Below are 22,241 nucleotides of genomic sequence, written 5' to 3' on the forward strand. Positions count from 1 at the left end.
AGACCGGAGTTTTGCCGCCGACTTCCTTCAGATTCGCCCTCACAGGCGACACCCTTGTCTTAGGCTAACGGTTGGCACTATCAACCCCCGTATTGGACTTTCACCAACAAGTAAGCGCCCATGCTGGGCGCACATGAAAAACAAAGGCATTCCGTCTAAATTAGACGGAATGCCTTTTAGCTATTTCCTCATACTTTACAGAATAAAGCTATGTTCATTAAATATGCGGTTTGTTCTCTTACGGCCACATTATAGATAATATTTATTATACACCAGAATAAGACGAGAAGCCGCCGTCAACAGGCACTACGACACCATTGACAAAACCCGAGGCCTCTTCACTTACAAGCCACAATAGGGTCCCTATAAGTTCATCACTTTCGCCAAATCTCCCCATCGGAGTTTGCGAAATAATTTTATGAGCTCGTGCGGTAGGAGATCCATCAGCATTAAGCAACAGCCCTCTGTTTTGTTCTGTCAGGAAAAAGCCTGGAGCTATTGCATTAACTCGAATGCCGACTTTTGACATATGTACGGCTAACCACTGCGTAAAGTTACTGACTGCAGCCTTAGCTCCGCTGTAAGCCGGAATTTTGGTCAATGGGGTAAATGCATTCATAGACGAGATATTAACGACAGTCCCCTTACCGTTAGCCACCATATCTTTTGCATAAACTTGCGTAGGGAGAAGCGTACCCAAAAAGTTCAGGTCAAACACAAACTTTACCCCATCTGGATCAAGGTCAAAAAAAGTCACGAGTCCTTCATTGTTACTTATATCTTCCGGATATAGGTATTCCTTGGTGGTGGTTCCTTGGGGATGATTTCCCCCCGCTCCGTTAATAAGTATATCGCAGCTTCCCAATTTAGCCGACACTTCTTTTTGCGCTGCTACCAAACTGGCTACATCCAGGACGTTTGCTTCAACACCAATAGCATAGCCACCAGTAGAGCAAATCTCTGCCGCTACCTTATCAGCATTGGATTTTTTCAAATCCAAGATAGCTACCTTAGCGCCGCACTGCGCAATCGCTTTAGCAAATGCACCACATAATACCCCGCCACCGCCGGTTATAACAGCAACTTTATCTTCAAGATTAATTTTAAACGGCAACTTCATAGTGTTTTCACCTCAAAAAGTTACTTTCTTCCCTTTTCCAAAGCTTCCCAAAGTCCAATCAAATACTCCGCACCCAAAGCCCTGTCATAAAGACCGTACCCAGGGCGACCAGTTTCCCCCCAAATCATTCTGCCATGATCAGGGCGGACATACCCTGTAAAACCAACATCATAATATGCTTTCATTATCTCATACATATCGAGCGACCCCTCAGCGCTGCGATGCGCCGACTCTTCAAAGCATTTTGGGCCGGTTATTTTGACATTTCTGACATGAGCAAAATGAATTTTCCCCTTGCTGCCGAAATGACGGATAAGCTCGGGAACATTATTGTCGGGCGAAACACCAAGCGAGCCTGAGCATAACGTAAGGCCATTATATGGACTGTCCACAAGATTAACAAACCTCTCCAAGTTTTGCTTGTTGGTTATAATCCTGGGTAACCCAAAAATGGACCAAGGCGGATCATCCGGATGAATAGCCATCTTAATTTTCACTTCTTCGGCAGTTTTAATAACTTTCTTAAGAAAGTAGTGTAAGTTATCCCAAAGGGTTTCTTCGGTAATCAACTGATAGGCCTCCAATAATGCTTTCATACCCTCTTGGGTATAACTTGTATCCCAACCGGGAAGTTTCAAGTCCCCTGTCGCAGGATTCATCTTTAATACGACGTCCTCGTTATAAATAAGTGCGGTTGAACGATCGGGGAGCACATAGTCCAGCTGCGACCTTGTCCAATCAAACACGGGCATGAAATTATAGCATACCACTTTAATGCCTGCCTGGGCCAAATTCCGCAGCGTCTCGCAATAATTTGCAATATATTTGTCTCTGGATGGCAGACCCATCTTAATATCTTCATGTACAGGAACACTTTCAATTACCTCAAGTTCCAGTCCCTGGCTTTCCACTTTACCCTTTAAAGCCAAAATTTTGTCCATCGGCCATACCTCACCGACAGGTACATCATAAATTGCAGATACAACGCCTGTCATTCCAGGAATTTGCCTTATGTACTCCAATGGTATTTTGTCATCGACTCCGTACCATCTAAATGTCATTTTCATAGGTAAAGCACCCCTTTCTTTTTAAGTTATTTTAATTATTTTAAAGTCAGCCATTTAAGTGGTACCAAAACCAAATCGGGGAATAGCGTAAGCAATAGTAAGAGTAATATTTCTACCCACATAAACGGCATAACCCTTTTTATAATATCATCCATTGCGATTTTACCTACACCGGCCGCTACGTTAAGAACTGTTCCGACTGGCGGGGTCAGTAACCCAATACAATTATTGAATACGAACATGAAGCCAAAGTAAACAGGATCAATGCCTGCCTGTTGGACAATAGGCATAAGTACAGGCGTCAATATTAATATTGTAGGCATTACGTCCATAGCCGTACCAACAATTAAGACAATAATATTAATAAGGAACATGAGAAGGATTTTATTATCCATAAAATCTGTAAGCATTGCTGTAATTTGTCCTGGTATGTTGGCTACCGTAATCAACCAGGATGATACCATGGCCGCTGCTGCCAGCAGCATAATTATGCTCGTTGTTTTAGCCGCTGTTGTCAGCACTTTGTGTAACTGGCTAATTTTAAGTTCCTTATAAACGAACACTCCGACAAATAATGCATACCACGCAGCAATTGCAGCAGCTTCTGTTGGCGTAAAAACACCGCCTCTCAGACCAAAAATTATGATTCCGGGAAGCACAAATGCCCACGCAGCCGCTCGCGCTGCCTGCCATAATTCTTGTAGTGATTTACGAGGTTGAACTACAAATTTTTCTTTACGAATCATCCATGACCAGGCAATAGCTAAAAATATAGCAAGCAGCATCCCTGGTACAACCCCGGACATAAATAATTTGGGTATAGACACGTTGGCAGTAACACCAAACACAATCATGGGAATACTCAGCGGCATAATAGGTGCAATGATACCTGCCGAAGCAATCAAAGCCCCAGACTTGGCTCGATCATAACCTGCTTCTGCCATCATGGGGATTAATATGGCTCCCAATGCGGCCGTATCTGCAACTGCAGAGCCTGACAGCCCGGCAAAGATAACGCTGGCAATAATTGCAACATAGCCAAAGCCACCACGAATATGTCCTACAAGTGCCATAGCAAAATCAATGATTCGTTTAGATATCCCCCCTGCATTCATCAACTCACCGGCAAGAATAAAAAACGGGATAGCCATAAGGGGAAAATTATCGGCACCATCGAGTAGATTTGACGCCAATATTTGGGTATCAAACATATCCAATTGAAGCATGAGCGCTATACCGCTCATAATCAAAGCAAGCGCGATCGGGATTCCCATTGCCATGACAATAAGGAGCGAAGCTATAAAAACAACAGTTATTGTCATGATTTGGTCCCTCCCTGAATTGATTTTATCTCCTGATCAAAGTCGGTTTTCTCTTCAGAATCCGTTGTCATGACCAAATCGTTTTCATCAATTTTATTAGAAAGAAGTCGATATAAATTTCTTATAACAATCACTGCCATACCAATGCTCATGACAACCCCAGATACATAAACATATGCATATGGTAATCCGATAGCCGGGGATGACTGATCTATGTTTAGTATCGTTAATTTCCAGCTACCGTCTAGCACTAACAACAAAGTAATTAAAATTATTACATTGTTAATAACAAAGAGAATCTTCTTCCCTTTCAGCGATAGCTTCCTAACTAATGTGTCAACACCCAAATGCTCATTATCTCTTAACGCAAGAATCGCTCCTAAAAAAATCAGCCAAATAAATAGAAATCTTGAAACCTCTTCCGCCCAGGTGAGACCTGAATTAAAAAAATACCGTAATATTACATTTCCAAAAACAAATACTGCCATTAGAGACAAAGCAGCGGCTATAAGATAATTCATTAGCCTAGTTGTCATTTCCATAAACTTGCCCACGATATTACTCCTTTCAGAAATTTAGTGGAGTCCTGATGAACTCCACTAAATTTTCACGTTATTTCGCTTGAGCCTTGATTTTTTCTACCATTTCCTTGGCCCAGGGATATTTACCATAGTACTCACCATAGATTGGTTGTACAGAAGTTTCCATTTGCTGTCTAAATCCATCGTCAGGAGTAATAAACTTCATGCCTTTACCTATAAGGAATTTTTTGTCCTCTTCATAACTCTTTTCTGATAGTTCCCACTGATATTCAGCATACGCCTGCGCGGATTCTTCAACTACTTTCTTTTGATCAGGCGTTAATTTCTCCCAGAACTTATTGCTGACAATTAACACGTTAGGAGTAAAACCATGACGTGATTCGAGAATATTGGATTGAACTTCATAAAACCCAGAAGATCGTACAACACCAATTGGATTATCCTGACCATCTACTACTTTTTGCTCAAGAGCAGTAAACACTTCAGACAACGGCATCGGCGAAACATTGGCTCCTAAGGATTGTCCTAATTTAACAAATACCGGGGTATTAGGCATTCTGAGACGTAGTCCTTTAAAATCCTGCATACTTGCAACAGGACGATTTGTCGAAAACATTCTGAAACCATTCACAGACCAGGCTAATACTCGAACGCCATGAACTCGTTCTAACTCTTCACTCAGCTCTTTTCCTATCGGACCATTCAGCACAGCCTTAGCATGTTTAAAATCTTTCAATAGGAATGGCCATTCCGGAACACCCATCTTGGGGACATCGGCTTGCATAATCATACCGGGAATACCCATCTCAATCGTCCCGTTACGTACACCTGTATAAAATTGTTGCTCGCCACCCAATTTATTATTTTCGTAAATTTCGACCTTCAAAGATCCACCTGATTTTTGTTCAATCAGTGGTTTGAACTTTTCGCGAAGCGCCACGTTTTGCGGGTGCTCTGCCGCATAATAGTTAGCCACTTTAATGGTGTACGTTTTAGCCTCAGGTGCCGGAGCCCCACCGCTACTACTCGTCTTACCGCCGCAACCCGCCATAAGGATTGAGGATGCCAGAAGACATGCTAATGCCACCTTAATCTGTTTTTTCATTTTTCTCCCCCTAATTTTTGTTCTTTGTTATATAAGGAAAACATGTTACAACACTGCCACAACTTTCATAAACTTATCTGGATGTTCCGCAATTTGTTGCAAAACTGAGGGAACTTCGTCAAGGGTAACTACTTTGCTGATTAGGGGATCTACATTAATTTTTTTATCATAAATAAGTTCAGTTGCTTCCTTAAATTCCCCTACACTTGTGCGGGAACCAACGATATTCAGTTCTTTTTTAGTTATCATGGCCGTAGGCAGCGGTATTTCAGAATTAGGCCACCCTACCAGGGCTATCCTCCCCGCAAAAGATACATAATCGATAACACTTTGTATTGCTGCTTTCGCGCCAGACGCTTCTACTACTACTTCAACCATTCTTCCATTGGTAATTTTTCTTATTGTTTCTACGGCATTTTCTTTCGTTATGTTAATAGTATGTTTTACGCCTAAAGTTTTTGCGAGTTCCAATCTTTCATCCACAAGATCCATGACAATAGGTGTAGCGCCATAAACATTAGCAACTTGCGCTGCTAGTAATCCTATAGGACCTGCACCAATTAATAAAACATGTTCACCTGCGATGACTCTAGGCCTATGTATTGAATGCAATGCAATTGTTAATGGCTCAATCATTGCAACATGCTTCCATTCCATGTTTTCTGGAACCTTACTCACCAAGTTAAGCGGATGAGAGAAATATTCAGTCATTCCTCCATCGACATGAACACCTAGTACTTTTAAATCCACACAACAGTTAGTTCTTCCTATACTACATGGGTAGCATTTGTAGCAAGGTATATAGGGTTCCACAATAACCTTATCCCCAACTTTGATACCCCGGTCATTTTCAGCAACTTCTAATACTTCGCCACCAATTTCATGCCCAATAATTCTGGGATATGTAACTAAAGGATTTGTTCCTTTATATGCGCCTATATCCGAACCACAAATCCCCAATGCTTTTACTTTAATCAGCACTTCACTATCGTCTTTTTTGACTGCTATAGGCACATCTTGTACATATACTGAGTTTGGTTCATTTAGATTTACCGCTTTCATTTGCATTATTGTTCTCCTTTCAAAAGTCATACTTGTATTACAACTTTTGCTATACGTATATTATATTTTAAATATTTCTTTGAGTCAATATTGAATTTTTCTGCTTTTTCAACTATTTATATTATTAAATTAAATCATAATCTATTAAGTTGTAATACATTACTGAACTAAATAAAAAAGATAGTTACCCTCTAAAGAGAGCACTATCTTTGTTAAAAAATACATTATTTTTCCTGGATTACTAATTCCATTTCATTTATAGTTCGCTGAATATGTTTTTCCATGAAATGAGCGGCAAGCTCAGGGTTATTATCCTCAATCGCTATATAGATATTCCGATGTTCTTTTATGCTACTAGAAATCCCCAGCATCACATTTATATTAATTTGATTTTTTCTTATAATGTGCCGGAGCATTTCATAAACTTTGACATTTAGGGGGTTTTTGCTACCCCTGGCAATCTCCATATGAAACTCCAGATCCGCTTCATTAAATTTTACCCGATCTTCAGTAGCAAGGCTAATTTCCATATCATCAAGGCAAATCCTCAATCTATTTAGGTTCTCCTCATCTCTGTTTACTGCGCATATTTTTACGATACCGACGTCAATCACCTTGCGGAATATTAGAATATCTCTAATACTTTCCTCACGAAATATAGCAAAAGTCAGTAATGGACTTAGCGAAATTGTGGAATCTGCTGCACTGACGTACGTACCACCGCCGCGTACCTTCTTTAGAATACCTAAAGCCACCATCCTTTCCAGTGCTTGTCTTACTGAAATCCGACTGGTATTCCATATTTTACATAGTTCATTTTCAGAAGGTAATTTGTCACCAGCCTTTAGCTCCCCATTTATTATTTTAAGTTCAATGCTCTTATAAATTTCATCACTTATACTACTCATTTAACATACTTCCCTTAACAAATTATTCATCTAATATTACCATATAAATATATTCTGTAAAATAGATAAGAAAAACACCTACATATTTAAGTAGGTGTTTTCTTCAACCAGCAACTCTCTAGTATTCCAATACCATCCAGCCAAGTAGCAGGATTCCCTCCCCCGCCTACCTGTGTCGGTTTGAATTTTATAATACTTTTACTTCTATCGTCAGCATATGTATAGTATGAGACAATCATTCAAAGGCGGTGAATATCTCTTGTGCTGTGATGCGTTAATATCTTCAGACTGCCCCTGTACTTTAGCCGAATTAACAAAGTGTAAATACTATCCCTTACCACTCGGTAAAGAAGCGTTCGACTACAATACAATTATTAGTGTTATTTCATACCCTTTATCATTCGGTATTATTGTTAAACCCGAAAAAAGTATTCTAAAAGTGCCGCTTGGTACAATTCTAGAAATCAAATTGGAACATCCCTTTTCAGTTAGCTTCAAGGGTGTATTATTACGTTCATATGTCTCACAGGGATTGATTTATATCTGGTCACAAGGTAATTTTCCCACTGATGTAAACTATCAGCAAAAGCTACAAATTCAAGTAAATGGCAATGCATTCTGGGGCCATCATTTTTTAAACAATGCCGTTAGTAAGCATATAACCATTGTAGGTGAGAATAAATTATTTGAACCATTACAAGAACTATCCACAGCTTTGGCAGATAACAAAAACGAGGTTAAACTTATCGCAAATGCTAAGGATATTAAACAGGTTGTCGCTGATACAAATATAGTTCTACTAGCAGGTAGCGAAAGTCACATCAAACAAGTGATAAACCTATTGCCGGTTTCTTTTCAGGGGCAAATCGCGGCTTGGATTCCTTGCTAATTATAAGACGAGAGCATCCATTCAGGAATGCTCTCGTCCTATATATTAAAGGCCTCTTAGCAATTGTGCTAATACTTGATACTTCATATCACGGAAAACCTGATCATAATCAACGATATACCATTCACCATTAATTTTTTCAAGACCGACTGGCTTAATTACAATACCGAGAGAGTTTTGCTCTTGCTGCAAAGTAGCAATCGCTGCAACAAAGTTACCCTGTTGAGCCACTTTCTTTACTGAGAGCAAATTTGAATTTTTAATAGTAGAACTACTTTGCCCTGTAACAAACTTTAACACGGTCTGAGTATCGCCAATAGACGTCGGAGATACATAGAGCGCGGCCTCGTTCATTCGATTACCTTTTGCTGCATCAAAAAAGCTATGTACCACCTGTTCTGGTGATAGACCTGTCGGACGCTTAAGATCAGAGCCCCCACCACACCCTGCCGTGGCAAGCAAGGCCATGATGAGTACCGCGACTAAGATAAACTTGTTTCTCATAGTTAGTTTACTTCAACTCCTTCTTTTCAACATTATGGTAACAAGATACATCTGTATTATATCATACAGTCCATTAATTTTACATACGGATTTCCTGTTAATTACTTCCTATCATAGTCGTGAAGAAATTCAACTAACTAATAATATAGGCAGTTATGTGGCGTCGTCCATAAGCAAAGGCTTCATCTAACGTTTCCATAGCCAGGTCTATCTTATGTCCTTGTATTGCGCCACCGACATCATCAGCAACTGCATAGCCATAATCTGGCACATACAATTTAGTACCTAGTGGGATAATATCTGGATCTACTGCTACTAGACCCCGGCGAACGTAATTTCCCCGGTATGTAAAGTCAGTGCAGCCCTCGTCATAACGGGTATATGCAGTAGATTCAAGCTGAATCGGCCGCCAATTTTCCGGGACAGCTGGGTCATATTTTAGTTTGTACTGCTGCGGTGATTTTTCCGGAGTAGGTTTAACTGTCTTCATAGCTTGAGGTGGCTTAACTTTATCTTGCTTCGGCTGAGGCTTGTTTTTAGGAGGCTTATAATTCTTGAGAGCGGCTATTGTTTTATCCCCAACAATTCCATCCGCGTCTAATTTTGATGTTTCTTGAAAGCTTTTTACTGCCATATATGTCGCCTTCCCGAATATTCCATCTGCTTTGCCTTGCAAAAAACCTGCCTTTATTAGCTGCTCCTGTAGCTTTTTTACTTCATCTCCCTTCATCCCATAACGGGCAATAATTTTGCTATTTGCTGCCTTATTAGGCATATTATAGCTATTGATTGCTGCCGAAGCAGCAATCGGGTGAAAACAGATAGTCAGCATGACTAACGAGAGAATGATCTTTTTACACATTGATTCACCTCATTTTGCCTCCTACTTTACTTATACCATATATTACGTTAAATGAAATGGGAGAAAAGTACCATTTTATTACCAATTTATTCTATATTAATATGAATTCGGGCATATCCGAAAATTAGATTAAAAAGACCACCGCTTCCTAACTGTAAAGTTGGAAGCGGTGGTTCATCTCTTAACATCTATCACTATTACCAGAGTTTTTTTGTCTAATTAGTTAATGACATCCGCATAGCTAATCTGTCTTCGCCTTCTCCGTACTCATTCTTCCTAAACTCAGTAACTACAAATCCTAATTTATTCTCATACACATTTATGGCAGCCACATTTCCCGGGGCCACTGTTAACTCAACTTCTTCAACATTTTCACCAGTCAAGGCTATAAAGCTCTCTCTAAGCAATTCAGTCCCTATACCTAGTCCACGATGTTCTCTTGATACTGAAACTCCCAGCATATATGCTTTTCTTGGATTGTCCCAATCAAGCATATACTGAACAGTCCCAACAACGCTTTCATTTTTTCTAATAACATAGACACGCCCATGCCTTATTAAAGGTACAAGATGCCACATATTGATTCCGCCAGACCCAAAAGCTTCTGTTTCTAACTGAACTAAACGCTCAATCAGTGCATTATCATATGTAGTAATCAGCTCAACCATCAGTTACCCTCCCTAAAGTTTTTACCCACGTATCTTGACTGACTGGCTGACAATAACCCAGCATACGTTAGATGAAAAGAGATATCATCTCCAACATGTATCTCTTCTGGTGAGTCTGTTACATCAATAATTAGATGGTCACTGCTTGCACCCAAGATCTCTATATTTCCATCAACAGGCGTGATTCCTTCAATATATACATCTTGTTTTCCCAACGCCACAATTGCTCGCTTTCTGACGCCTATGTCAACAAATTGGGGGATGTTGCCAAAGGCATCTCTGCCGATATCGCCTATAGGTACGGAAGGCTTAGACTTAAGTTCGATAACCTCAGCTTTTAAAAGAAAAGCATCATCGCAAAGCCCCGGGATTTTCCTATTATTAGTCGTATCTGTACCTAATAATATTCCTTCACCAATTCTCAGTTGATTAACTCCAGCAGGTACTTTATGTGATTCTACCAGCAATAGTGAAGAGGTTCCCCCACCTGAAATGATTTCCAGGTGTAAGCCTAACTGATGTTCAATGAGATGTCCTAGTTCAACTATCAGTCCTAAATTATCAGTGCTCGGCAAGACTCCGCCAAAACACCCCATGTTAGTTCCCAGTCCTAATAGCTTTATCCCCCTCAGGTAGGAAATCTGTTTTGCAGTGTCCAGCACATTCTCTTGCAATACACCTTCCCGAAGGTCGCCAACATCAATCATTAATATTATCTGGTGGGGATATTCCATTTTTTGAGCAGCTTGAGCTAAGGCTTTGATTACTGCAATTTCTGAGTTCACACTAATATCGGCATAGCGTACGATATTTTCAACGTTACTCAGATGTGGAAGTCTAAGCAAGGTAATGGGTTGGTAAAAACCTTTGTTTCTAAGTTCAATAATATTCTCCATCCTAGCGTCAGCAAGACCATCAACCCCGCCTTCCAGCATAGCCAACACTATTTGGGGAATAGCGCTAACCCCTTTAGTAACTCCAAGTACGGCTATCCCTTGCTCGTGACATCTTTGTTTGACCTGAGCGGCATTATACCTAATTTTATCTAAATTAACGTCAAGAAGTGGACTTACCATACCTGAGGCACCTCCCATAAATATTGAGGCTTTGCGACAAATAGCTAACCAACAATTTCTGAGGAGAATGGGTGAGACCGAAGCTTTTGATACTACAAAACGGTTTCCGACCTTAGCTTCGCAAACATGATTAAATCAATGAAATGTCCCTTCGACTGTTCATATTGCCTGAGCAGCCCTTCCTCTCTAAAGCCCAGCTTACGAAGTAATTGTATTGAAGGAATATTGGCAGGCTCAACTAGTGCTTGAATACGATTCATGTCTAGTTTGACAAAACCATATTCCAGAAGTCCTGTTAGCGCCTCCGTCATTATACCTTTTCCCCAATACGCCCGCCCTAATTCATAACCAATTTCGCCACGTTGATTTTCTTTATTCCAACTATTATAGCCACAGGATCCAACTATATCACCACTGTCTTTAAGTATGATCGTCCACCGAAATGCTTCTGCCTTATCAAACAAGCCTGAAAGAAAAGTAATCATCTCTAGGGCTTGGTCTATTGTTTCGAAAAGTGAAATGTTCATATGTCTGGTTACTTCGCTGTCAGACCAATACCTAAAGAGAGCCTCAGCATCTTCAACTTTCATTTTTCTTAAAACAAGGCGTTTAGTTTCTATTGTCTCAATAAGTTTATTAGTGTCCAAAACCCACCATCCCAAACAACATATATTTTACAATTTAGTCAGACTCTTAAATCACGGTTTCCTTTACAAGCATCAGTGCCACCGAAAATAGTAATAAGCAAAGAGGTTTAGAATAAAAAGAAGTGGTATGCCGACAACGAAATTTCTATGTTTAGTCTTATGACGAAATCTATACATTCCGCCCCATATACCAATAGCACCAAAGCAGAATGCACACAGAAACAGCGTACGTTCTCTGATACGCTTCCCCCGCTTCCGTGCTTGACTCTTATCGATCATCATTAAGCCAAATGTGATTACATTCCAGAATAATAACAGGGATTCAATATCCAAATCTACGCCAATAATAAGCTCGACCCCCAGTTCCACTCTATCCCCTAAAAGTCTTTATTTCCTTGCTTAACACTTGTCAAATCAGATTGCTGCTACCCTTGTAGCTCTTTTGTAAAAGCAATCAATTTATTAGTTACCGCAACATCACCCATGCCAAATATGTGTAGTCCATCCACCTGCCGGTAAACTTGCCTGATAAATTCACACGCTACCTCAAACCCGGTCTTACCCTGCTCCATTTCAGTAAGAATGTCGGGCGGAACTGTCACCCCAGCAACATTCTTGTTGACAAACTCAGCCATCTTAAGACTTTTTAATGGCATTAACCCTAGTAAGACGGGTTTACCAAAAGCCTTAGCTTTTTCTATAAACTTGAGCGCTTGCACTGCGTCATAAACAGGCTGAGTCTGGAAAAAATCAGCGCCTGCAGTGATTTTTTTCAACACATTATCCATTTCTGCGTCCAGGTTGACCGCTGCCGGAGTAGCTGTAGCCGCTACGGTAAACTGTGTTTGTCCTTTAAGCACTTCCCCGTTGGCGTCTCTTCCCTGATTAAGGCTTTTTATAACCTCAATCAATCTAGCTGTATTATAATCATAAACTGCCTTCGATTGATAAGGACCATGCTGTGGACCGTCACCAGTTGTAGGTAACAAGTAGCGAATCCCTAAAGCATGGGCTCCCAGCAAATCAGCCTGAGTGCCCAATAAGCTGCGATCTCGACAGGTAAAATGGGGAATGGTTTCTATACCAGTCTCCCGATTAATAACAGCTGCTGCCATTATTGAATTCATTCTCAGTCTAGCGTTCGGACAATCATGTATGTTAATTGCGTCCAAACCGACATACTCCCTGGCCTTGACAACACTTTCATCAATTTCGGTACCATTTATACCGCCTAGCTCAGTGGTAAAGACAAAAGACTTACCTAGCTTGTTTATCAACATTATTTGTATTCCTCCCAAAAGTAGTTTTTAATATTATTCCATAAAAGGTAGCTAGTTCCTTTTATTTCACCCGCTCGGTGACTTCTCATGCTAACAAATATAAAAGGCAGAGTTCAGTAACTCTGCCTTTTGGCTTAAAACTCTTCTTAATATTATTTAGGGAGATGATATGGAATAGTAGTTACAACGACACGCTCTTTTAAAATGAGTATTGTCCTAAGAATCCATCCTGTCTGGTTATGAAGTAATCGATGCCACCATTTCTTGGTCTCAAACTCTGGTATCAATACCGTTATATAGTCTTCAGGAGCTTTTTTTGATTGCATTTCCTCAATATAGGCGATTAAGGGCTGCATAATCAATCGGTAGGGGGATTGAATAGTAACTAGCTCAACCCCAGGATTCCACACATCCCATTTTTTCTTAACCCTTTGAGCGGACTCTTCGTCACTGGCGATATGTAGTGCAATTATATTATCCCCAATCGTTTTGGCGTATTTTAGCGTCTCGAAAACCACACGTGTAGGAGTTGAAACAGGAACAATAACCGTATTCTTTCTTTCGTTCTTTGGCCTGCTATACTCAATATCCTCTAGTGGAAGGTGTAACTGGTCAGCCATATCGTTGTAATGCAACCTTACCTGTTTAAAAATATAAATCATTACAGGAATAAAAATCAAAATAATCCAGGCTCCATGAGTGAATTTCGTTACAGTAATAATCAGTACTACAAGGCCGGTAACAAATGCCCCGATTCCATTAATTAACGCTCGCAGTTGCCAACCAAGCCGTTTTTCACGATACCAATGCACAATCATACCAGTTTGGGCAATAGTAAATGATACGAAAACGCCGATTGCATAGAGTGATATCAAGTGGTCTGTATTTCCGTGATACCCGATAATAAGAATTGCAGCAGCCAATGTTAATAGAATAATACCGTTTGAGTATGTAAGGCGTTCACCCCGCACGGCTAAATACCGTGGCATGTAGCCATCCTTCGCAACTATTGAGAGTAGTATCGGAAGGCCATTATAGGCAGTATTGGCAGCGAGATACAGGACAAGCATGGTCGTAACTTGAATGTAGAAATATACTGGGCCACGATCAAATATTGCTTCTGCTAACTGTGATAACGCAGTCACACTATATTCAGGTAAAACATGATGATGCATGATCAAAAAAGTAATCCCTATAAACATAAAACCAAGAATACCAGCCATCCAATAAGTTGTTGCAACCGCGTTGCGAGCGGCTGGTTTTTGAAACATAGGAACACTGTCGGCAATAGCTTCAATACCAGTCATAGAACTGCACCCATTGGCAAATGCCCTTAAGATGAGAAATAGTATTGTCCAGTCTAATTGTTGCTTAACCAAAGATTCTGACGGAATCACTATGGGCGACTGAATTGCCTGATATATGCCAACGACCAATAATCCCAATATCCCAAATAAGAAGGCGTAAGTAGGATAAACAAAAGCATTCGACGACTCCCTGACACCGCGCAAATTCAGTAACATAAGAACACCAAATAAAATACACAGGTCAATAACTACCTCATTACCGATTAACATTGGGAAAGCTGATACAATCGCGGCCGTCCCTGCCGACACACTTACTGCGGCCGTTAATACGTAATCTGCGAAAACTGCTGCTGCTGCAACAAGCGCCGGCATTTCACCTAAATTTTTCTTGGCCACCGCATAAGCTCCACCACCGCCTGGATTAGCCTTAGCTACTTGAACATAAGATATAGCTACAATTGCCAATAGCATCAGGATTGAAATGGCTACAGGTCCGATATATCCATAAGCGACTACCTGTGCAGCCACTAAGGTTAACATTATCTGCTCAGGCCCATAGGCCACTGAAGACAATGCATCAGAAGAAAATATAGATAGAGCCTTCCACTTGGGAAGTCTTTCATGCGCTAATTCTGTGTTGTGTAGCGGCCTGCCAATTAGAAACCGCCTTAATGCTCTCATCATTTGAAATCTGCCTCCGTCTGCTATCTCAGATTACTGTGTTTATTATTGTCTTTTCGTATGTTTCTCTAACTATGATCCTCTCCTTGCAAAATTGACATTCAGCTAAAAGGTCAACAAAAACCGGCATAGAAAAATAGTAGGTAAGCCTAACTATCTTACCTCCGAGCTTCTATGCCGGTCTACTAAACACCCAAGCGCCAACGTAGCTCCTGTGTTTTGTCCCCCAGTTATCTATTTAGTTTACAAGGACAGAAAACCCCTTAGTTCTTATAAGTCTTTTCCTAATCCTTGTTTAACTCACTCATGCGATATCCTATATAATGCAAATATATTTTTACATAAAAAAAGAAGACCCTCAAGGTCTTGCGACCCCTTGCTTTGGCCTACGAAGTTAGCTGACGGGTAGGATGGCAAGAGATAGCATCCCTTCTGCCCTGATGGCAGAATTAACCCCAGATGTGGGTCCTCCGCTTCCGTTTTCGGAACTCGACCTTATTCATAATATAATAACTATACTCTTTGACCCTGACAAATCAAAACCCAATTTTTAGTCATTTTAGGAAATATATTGATAATTGAGGAAACCTAACGCAAAGATATTGCGTAATCGTAGCTTTTGACTAATTTACGCCTAATAGCTCCGACTTGCTCCTATTTTATCTTAAGCACCCCCTCTTCCATCCCCTCATATAATGGCACAAATAAAAAAAGGGGGGAGCTAATTGTATTTTCGATTGTATAATCACTGCAACCTGGTCGAAGGTGCGAAATGTGGAGCTATCTATAATCTGCAATCAGGCAAAGTATTATCGCTCAATCAGGGAGCATTACAACTGCTGAAAGAATGCCAAAGCAACGCTCTTGAGGATATCATGGATGTATCAGCGCCGCAAAATCATACTTACTTGAAATTTTTAGATGACCTTATTGTCAAAAAATTGGGCTCGCTATATATAATGGAGCCTGACCCCAATGATCATGTTCAAACAGTCGAGCCACAGAAACTAGATTTTTTGGTACTGGAAGTAACATCACGCTGCAATAATACCTGCTTGCACTGTTATACGACCAGCGGACCTTGTGCTCACGAGAGCTCTGTTCCCCATGAATGCTGGCTATCTGTGATCAGTGAAGCTCACAAGTCTGGCGCCAGTGGTATCCAAATTATTGGCGGTGAGCCGCTATTATATCCTGAATGGCGGGAACTCGTCCTAAAAGCAAGGCAAGAGAGGTTTGAATCTATCGAGATTTTTACCAACGCTACGTTGATAACCGATTCCGATGTTGAGTTTTTTAAAGCTAATAATGTCATCATTTCTACCAGCATATACGCCGGTAATGCCGAAATCCACGACAAAGTGACATTGAACCCAGGTAGTTTTGATAAAACCATGGCAAGCATCAAAAAGATTTTGGCGTCTAGCATTCCACTTCGTATTTACTCAGTTATAATGAAGACAAATGAAAGCGAAGCGGAAAACATCACTAATCTATGCGCTGAACTTGGTTTAGAAGGTATTTGCCCCCCTGCGGTACGGCCAGTAGGGCGGGGCAATGATGAGCAATTACTTCCGGAAAAATATACTAACAAATACATTAAACCACCGTTTTACACCGACCAATATGCTTTTGCCCAAGCCCACTGCTATCATCGTACCCTGGCAGGTAACATCACCATTGCTTACACAGGAGATGCTATTCCCTGCATATTTGCCAGAAACCACGTATGTGGTAGCATCCTAACCAATTCTCTGATTGAAATTCTAGCAAGTGAGAAATTAAACCAATTTTGGCATACTACGAAAGATCATGTTGAAAAATGTAAGGATTGCGAATACCGGTACGCCTGCCCCGACTGCCGCTGCTGCCCTATTACCCAACAAGGCTCTGATGCAAAAAGTTGGCCTGCATGTCCCACTGGTTGCTCGTATAACCCCTATACGGGAGAATGGGCCGATGAGATCTGAAAAGATGCTAACTTGGGGAGCAGTGTGTCACCGTTTATGTCTTCATGCCTGCAAGACTTCCAGCTATGATGGCTATTGGTTAGAGAAGGCTAATCACAAACAGCCCTTGGTATCGCCAGTATGCGCAACCAAGGGCTTTGTTCATTTACGGAGTACATCACTATTAAATGTTGGATACTTTAAACCGAACGATAAACTCACTGCCTACAGGACCGGTCCGCACCTGAATCGTTCCCTGGTGACTATCAGCGATCCGGTAACACACTGGCAGTCCCAAACCTGTGCCATGTTCTTTAGTGGTGAAAAATGGCGTCCCCAGTTTCTCCATAATATTGGGCGGTATCCCCTGACCTTGATCCCGGACTGAGAGAATTACGTCGTCGTTGTCCGCATAAGTGCTGATGGTAACTACCCCGCCGCATGGCGAGGCTTCCAAACCGTTGCGCACCAAATTGAGCAGCAACTGCCGCATCTGTTTCTCATCCATATATAAGTCTGACGCTGTTCCCAGTTCCAACTTTACGTATTTCCCTGAACTGGCTGCTTCGGCCTGCAACAGCGGCGATATCGCCTCAATAATATGGTTCAGGCTGCCTGTCTTGAAATCAACAAAGCCGTGCTTACTTAGTGAAAGATATTCGGTAATGATTTGGTTAGCCCGATCCAGTTCATCAGTCATTATCTGAAACTGTTCCTTATATTTGGTAAAATTATTCTTCCCGCTGATATATTGCAGATACCCGCGCACCACTGTCATTGGATTTCTAATCTCGTGAGCGATGTTGGCCGCCATTTGGCCGACAACATTCAGCCGGTCAAGACGGGAAATCTCGTCTTCCATTTTCTTGCGTTCGGTAACATCGCGAATAATCCCCTCTACCGCCAACATGGTCCCTGAATCATCAACCACCGGTACGCATTTTTGTTCAACCCAGATTTCACTCCGATCCTTACGGATAAGCCTAAAGCTAGTAAAAACTGTACCGGAAACCGGTAGGTCAGCCAATTGGGCTTTCAGCCGAACCAAGTCTTCCTGATGAACGACGCTGAACAACAGCTTCGGGTCAACATAATATTCGACAGGACTGTATCCGGTCACCGCGAAGACGGACGGGCTGATATACTCCAGATTGTGCTCCGGCAAAAGCCGGTACAGGTAAATTATATCAGCTGCATTCTCTGCCAGCAGACGAAACTGCCGTTCCTTTTCCTCAAGCGTTTGCCTATATTGTTCTTGTTCCTTCGCCGCAGCCGCCAATTCGTTAACCATGTGATTAAAACTCCGCGATAGCATACCCATTTCATCATCCCGTCCGGACGGAACCCCCTCGGGGAAACCGCCCTCGGCCACCATCCGGGCGCAGGCGGCCAGTTTGGTAAGCGGTCGGGTTATATCGGTGGCCACCCAGGCGACCAAACCAAAAACTATAACAATGGAAACAACGAACACAAGCCAAATGGGCAGTAGGGAGCGTTGAACCTCAGCTGCCACTTCCGCTGCGTCAACCAGACACAATACCTTCCAGCCGGTAGTGGGATCAACATTAATGTAGATCAGTTTGTCCGTTCCATCCCATGCCACCTGCCTGATTTGCCCGTGAGCGCTCTCCAGGCCTGATAATCCCAAAATATCAAGTTCAGCTGGTGTCTTCAGAAGCCACTCCGGATGCTTGGGACTGACAACAATTCTGTCGTTTTCGTTCAGCAGCATGACATAGCCAGTAAGTCCAATTTTCTTGGTATTGAGTTCCTGGGTCAGCATGTCCAGGCTCCAGCCCCAGACTATAGCGCCAAGCGGCTTTTCAATCGGCCCCACGGTTTGCGATATAGAAAGCACCATGCGGTTACCGACCTGCATATACGGATCAGACACCACCGGCCTGCCCGGTTTGGCCATAGCCGCGGTGTACCAGGGCCGCACTCGCGGATCATAATGCCCGGCTGTAGGAACATAGGTGTAAGGCAGGTAGCCGCCCTCCTCAGTACCTATGGCAACCCCCAGCACCTTGTCATGGGTCTTGAGAAACACAAACAGGTGCTGCAGTTCCTCTTCTGTCATTTTTCCGGGCATCTTGGCGTAAGACTCTCCGCCCAGCCGGCTGACAAGTGCCTCGGTACGCTTATCCCCGGCCAGCATGGCAACATCCTCTTTGGCTGCTGCAAAGATTTTGCCGCTAATTTGGGCCTGCACGCCGGTCGCGTACTCCTGCGCCAATTTGTCGAAGCCGGCCCGAACACTTTTTTCCGCCATATAGGTAACAAAAATTCCGCATAAAATGTAGGAAAGCGTGCAAGCCAGAAATACACCGGCAAGTAATCGTCTTTTGATTGTTTTAAACAAATTCATTAAGTTCACTCACCCATAATCAAAATCCGCAACCACTGGGTGATATTTAGGCAAAGCACTGCGTTTCAATGCATAACCGCGTAGCTGCTATATAAGCATTATTCTCCGTCAGAGGAAACACTCCTGCCCCCACAGTAAAATATTGCCAAAGCGGTATTTTCTAAGGCGAACAAACCAGTGGTCAAAGCACCGCTTGTCCGGGACGCCCCCGGCGGGTCCGGTATAAAAACCCCCTAGTTGCCGCCCGCAAGCCTTCGGGCTTGATTACTCCGTCCAGCAATCCCTGATCTAGCAGCTGCTGAACGGTCGTTCCAGTTTTGGGTAAATTACCGTGAACACCTTCCTCAGACACCGGCACCGTCTGTGCAGGGATTATCCTTTCTATCGTTTCCGCCGCGTAGACGCCAATATCCGCATCAGGAAAAGCCAGAAACAAGTTAGTATCAAATCCCGGTCCAGCCATCGCATACAAGCCACCAGTAAAAGCTTTGCGCGTCACGACACACATTTTTTCAACTGTCGATCTGGCCAAGACGGCGAACAGCTCCGCTCCGGCTTTGACAATACCGCTCCGTTCAGCATCGACGCCAATCATGAGACCAGGAACATCTGCCAGAAACAAAATCGGTACCCCATATGAATCACAAAAGGAAACGAACCGGCTCATTTTTCGGCAGGTCGCGGCAAACAGAATGCCTCCCTTGCAAGCGGAATTGTTAGCGATAATCCCCACAGTGAGGCCCTCCACCCTTGCCAAACCGGTGATCACTTCGCCTGCAAAACTTTCGCTTAGTTCCAGCAAAGACCCGGCGTCGATAAAACTGCTGATAAGCCCGCGCATGTCAAACGGCCTGTCCTTGGCAACTGAGGCTCCATTTCCTGGAATCAGACTGGCGGGCGGGTAGGCCGTTCCTTCCGGCACGGAATCTCCGACCCTGGAGGGAAGATAAGCAAGATATCGACGAGCCCAATCGATTGCTTCTTCGTCCCGGTCCACAACCTTATCCACCGTTCCCGACACTTCAGTGAGAACGGCGGCTCCTCCCAGATCGGCAAAAGCGACGTCTTCTCCTACCATCTCCCGTACCACATCAGGACGCCCCATACACAAACCGGCTCGCTTCGTCATTACCGCTGCGGAACTCAGCGCGACAGGAAAAGCCTGGGCGGAGGCAACTTTGCCCAACAGCACAGAGACAGTCGGCACCACTTCTGACATTCTGGCCTGCAGGCAGTACATCCGCCCCATACCGCGCCGGTCGGTCAACAAACGCAAGTAATCGCCACTGAGCGGCGTACCGCCCCTCCCCTCGGGCGAAGCAGGAGTATCATGAAGAAAAACCAAAGGGTACTTATCTTTGGCGACCTGCTCCAAAAATGCCACTATTTTTTGAACAGTACCCAAGACGGCATCAGGCCGGAAGGGCGTCGACTGAAACGCCAGCACAAAAACCGGCCTGCCGTGTACCCGGCCAATACCAGCTATAGCCAGGTCTCCGGTCTCAGGGCTGATTTCGGAAAAACTATTGTCGTCCATCAATTGCGCAATACGTTGTCGTGTTACATCCATTACTCGCATCTCCCTTTTTAGAGACTATTTACAAAGCGCATCGCCCCTTTTGTAATCAGTCTCGTTCTATTATGTTCACAGAGCCTACCAACGCCAACCGTTCACACCCTGCTACCGTGGATCATGGTATTGGACATACTCCACCAAATCCCGGCCCAGATCAGACGCCACCTCCAGCTTGGTGTAGTCAATATAGGAATCCCTCAAATACTGCAATACCAGCCAGTTAAAACCACTTGACCCCGGCAGAACCCCGGCGAAAAAATATCCTTGTTTTTCATATTCTGCGCATAACAGAGGAGTCCCCGAATCTGCAAGGTTTAGGTACAAATACGCCGCCTCCGTTTGGCCGCTGCGATAAAAAACGTTCGCTGTTTCGTCCGCTATGCCGGCATCACATTGAGTAAAAAATACATGAACCGCTCCATAAGAATCGGCAACCGAACGGAAAGTATTTTTCGCCGTTGGCAGATCCAAAGGAAAGGTTTGAATTGACACTCGCAGCCCCAACTCCTGATAAATTCGTTCAACCATTTGGCAATGATGCTTCGGAACATAGAATGTTAAATCTTCATCAAGTTGAAAAAAGCGAAACGAATGCAGGATGTTTTCCCGACAACGCCCGCCGGAGCGCAAGCGCCGGAATTTCATGTGCGGCAGTCGGCTGAGACAAAGGGCTGTATCACTAAACCCTAGCTTATGCGCCGCTTTCTGGGAATAGGGATGTGAGCAAACCGATCCGACAAACGCCCCTGCCAGCCCCCTATCCTTCGCCGCGCCTACTAAAAACTTGGCAAACTCGTTAAGCAGGCCACCGCCGCGGTGTTCCGGAAATACAAATGCATTGCCCATTTCGGCGACCGTGGGATTGTCGCTGTCCAGTTCCAGTGCAGCATGACCGATCAGCTCGTTATTATAGCCGATAGCTACATACGAGATAATTTTTCCGTCCTGATTTAACGACTGTACCCGGGCAGGATCATACATATTTCTGTTGGGATACGAGTAACCGTAACAGCGGTACACGCAGCGGCACACAGCGGCAGCCTCTTCCGGTTGCATCGGCCGGATCAGCACTGCAGGCGCCGGCGTTCCAGATTTTCCGGCAACATTCGCGTCTAATCCTAAAACAACCTTCTCTTGAACAGCATTCATTTACTTCGCCTCCTATCAATAAATAAAGTGAGACTTAGCTTCAGGTGGGGTTTTAACCCCATCTGAAGTTTAGTCGACCTTATCCAGGGACTTAGCCGCTCTTAACTCCCACTTGTAGAAGATGGGAGTCTTAGAGCGGCTTGGTCATCGGATAAAAAA

General features: G+C 43.1%; 20 protein-coding genes and 1 riboswitch. Of the genes, 2 read left to right on the forward strand and 18 right to left on the reverse strand.

Features of this window, described 5'->3' with window-relative positions:
* Nucleotides 1-265 precede the first annotated feature (265 nt).
* The 7 genes from VN447_RS15410 to VN447_RS15440 form a co-directional block, all read right to left on the reverse strand.
* Entirely contained in the window at nucleotides 266-1,120 is an 855-nt protein-coding gene (locus VN447_RS15410) for an SDR family oxidoreductase (protein ID WP_325526232.1), read from the reverse strand.
* A 20-nt stretch (nucleotides 1,121-1,140) separates the two neighbouring features.
* On the reverse strand, nucleotides 1,141-2,187 hold the full coding sequence (gene uxuA / locus VN447_RS15415) for a mannonate dehydratase (protein WP_325526233.1): 1,047 nt from the start codon (nucleotides 2,185-2,187) through the stop codon (nucleotides 1,141-1,143).
* A 35-nt stretch (nucleotides 2,188-2,222) separates the two neighbouring features.
* A complete protein-coding gene (locus VN447_RS15420; RefSeq protein ID WP_325526234.1) occupies nucleotides 2,223-3,509 on the reverse strand; it encodes a TRAP transporter large permease subunit in 1,287 nt (428 codons plus the stop codon).
* On the reverse strand, nucleotides 3,506-4,063 hold the full coding sequence (locus tag VN447_RS15425; protein WP_325526235.1) for a TRAP transporter small permease: 558 nt from the start codon (nucleotides 4,061-4,063) through the stop codon (nucleotides 3,506-3,508). Before VN447_RS15425 ends, VN447_RS15420 begins: the two co-directional genes overlap by 4 nt.
* Before the next feature lie 58 nt (nucleotides 4,064-4,121).
* Nucleotides 4,122-5,156, reverse strand: a complete 1,035-nt coding sequence (locus VN447_RS15430) for a TRAP transporter substrate-binding protein (protein WP_325526236.1) — start codon at nucleotides 5,154-5,156, stop codon at nucleotides 4,122-4,124.
* Between the two features lie 45 nt (nucleotides 5,157-5,201).
* Nucleotides 5,202-6,224, reverse strand: a complete 1,023-nt coding sequence (locus VN447_RS15435) for a zinc-binding alcohol dehydrogenase family protein (protein WP_325526237.1) — start codon at nucleotides 6,222-6,224, stop codon at nucleotides 5,202-5,204.
* A 218-nt stretch (nucleotides 6,225-6,442) separates the two neighbouring features.
* Nucleotides 6,443-7,126 (reverse strand): FadR/GntR family transcriptional regulator, encoded by a 684-nt coding sequence (locus VN447_RS15440; RefSeq protein ID WP_325526238.1) that lies wholly within the window; start codon nucleotides 7,124-7,126, stop codon nucleotides 6,443-6,445.
* Nucleotides 7,127-7,352: 226 nt separating this feature from the next.
* On the opposite strand from VN447_RS15440, the gene VN447_RS15445 reads away from it, so the two are divergent.
* The gene (locus tag VN447_RS15445) at nucleotides 7,353-8,015 is read left to right on the forward strand and encodes a hypothetical protein (RefSeq protein WP_325526239.1); all 663 of its coding nucleotides are present in this window, start codon (nucleotides 7,353-7,355) and stop codon (nucleotides 8,013-8,015) included.
* Between the two features lie 45 nt (nucleotides 8,016-8,060).
* On the opposite strand, the gene VN447_RS15450 is transcribed toward VN447_RS15445, so the two are convergent.
* The 8 genes from VN447_RS15450 to VN447_RS15480 form a co-directional block, all read right to left on the reverse strand.
* On the reverse strand, nucleotides 8,061-8,519 hold the full coding sequence (locus tag VN447_RS15450; protein ID WP_325526240.1) for a hypothetical protein: 459 nt from the start codon (nucleotides 8,517-8,519) through the stop codon (nucleotides 8,061-8,063).
* A gap of 133 nt (nucleotides 8,520-8,652) precedes the next feature.
* Nucleotides 8,653-9,381 carry a peptidoglycan-binding protein gene (locus VN447_RS15455; protein ID WP_325526241.1) on the reverse strand — a complete coding sequence of 243 codons (729 nt, stop codon included), beginning with the start codon at nucleotides 9,379-9,381 and terminating at the stop codon, nucleotides 8,653-8,655.
* 215 nt (nucleotides 9,382-9,596) lie between these two features.
* Complete coding sequence (locus VN447_RS15460; protein WP_325526242.1) at nucleotides 9,597-10,049, reverse strand: GNAT family N-acetyltransferase; 453 nt, start codon at nucleotides 10,047-10,049, stop codon at nucleotides 9,597-9,599.
* Complete coding sequence (locus VN447_RS15465) at nucleotides 10,049-11,125, reverse strand: alanine/ornithine racemase family PLP-dependent enzyme (protein ID WP_325526243.1); 1,077 nt, start codon at nucleotides 11,123-11,125, stop codon at nucleotides 10,049-10,051. Before VN447_RS15465 ends, VN447_RS15460 begins: the two co-directional genes overlap by 1 nt.
* Before the next feature lie 92 nt (nucleotides 11,126-11,217).
* Nucleotides 11,218-11,772: a GNAT family N-acetyltransferase gene (locus tag VN447_RS15470; RefSeq protein ID WP_325526244.1), complete on the reverse strand. Its 555-nt coding sequence runs from the start codon at nucleotides 11,770-11,772 to the stop codon at nucleotides 11,218-11,220.
* 72 nt (nucleotides 11,773-11,844) lie between these two features.
* Nucleotides 11,845-12,141, reverse strand: a complete 297-nt coding sequence (locus VN447_RS23315) for a DUF1294 domain-containing protein (RefSeq protein WP_414714918.1) — start codon at nucleotides 12,139-12,141, stop codon at nucleotides 11,845-11,847.
* Between the two features lie 56 nt (nucleotides 12,142-12,197).
* Entirely contained in the window at nucleotides 12,198-13,052 is an 855-nt protein-coding gene (locus tag VN447_RS15475) for a methylenetetrahydrofolate reductase (protein ID WP_325526245.1), read from the reverse strand.
* Nucleotides 13,053-13,204: 152 nt separating this feature from the next.
* On the reverse strand, nucleotides 13,205-15,043 hold the full coding sequence (locus VN447_RS15480) for an APC family permease (protein WP_325526246.1): 1,839 nt from the start codon (nucleotides 15,041-15,043) through the stop codon (nucleotides 13,205-13,207).
* Between the two features lie 365 nt (nucleotides 15,044-15,408).
* Nucleotides 15,409-15,545: riboswitch (cyclic di-AMP (ydaO/yuaA leader) on the reverse strand.
* A gap of 220 nt (nucleotides 15,546-15,765) precedes the next feature.
* Between VN447_RS15480 and VN447_RS15485 the strand changes: the two genes are divergently transcribed.
* The gene (locus VN447_RS15485; protein WP_325526247.1) at nucleotides 15,766-17,010 is read left to right on the forward strand and encodes a radical SAM protein; all 1,245 of its coding nucleotides are present in this window, start codon (nucleotides 15,766-15,768) and stop codon (nucleotides 17,008-17,010) included.
* Between the two features lie 163 nt (nucleotides 17,011-17,173).
* Here the strand turns inward: VN447_RS15485 and VN447_RS15490 are convergent, their stop codons facing one another.
* From VN447_RS15490 to VN447_RS15500, 3 genes are all read right to left on the reverse strand, one after another.
* Nucleotides 17,174-19,357 carry an ATP-binding protein gene (locus VN447_RS15490; RefSeq protein WP_325526248.1) on the reverse strand — a complete coding sequence of 728 codons (2,184 nt, stop codon included), beginning with the start codon at nucleotides 19,355-19,357 and terminating at the stop codon, nucleotides 17,174-17,176.
* Nucleotides 19,358-19,538: 181 nt separating this feature from the next.
* A complete protein-coding gene (locus VN447_RS15495; protein ID WP_325526249.1) occupies nucleotides 19,539-20,927 on the reverse strand; it encodes a carboxyl transferase domain-containing protein in 1,389 nt (462 codons plus the stop codon).
* A 111-nt stretch (nucleotides 20,928-21,038) separates the two neighbouring features.
* Nucleotides 21,039-22,082 (reverse strand): GNAT family N-acetyltransferase, encoded by a 1,044-nt coding sequence (locus VN447_RS15500; protein ID WP_325526250.1) that lies wholly within the window; start codon nucleotides 22,080-22,082, stop codon nucleotides 21,039-21,041.
* Nucleotides 22,083-22,241 lie beyond the last annotated feature (159 nt).

Origin of the sequence: Sporomusa sp. (genome assembly GCF_035561155.1) — a bacterium.
Classification (GTDB): domain Bacteria; phylum Bacillota; class Negativicutes; order Sporomusales; family Sporomusaceae; genus Sporomusa.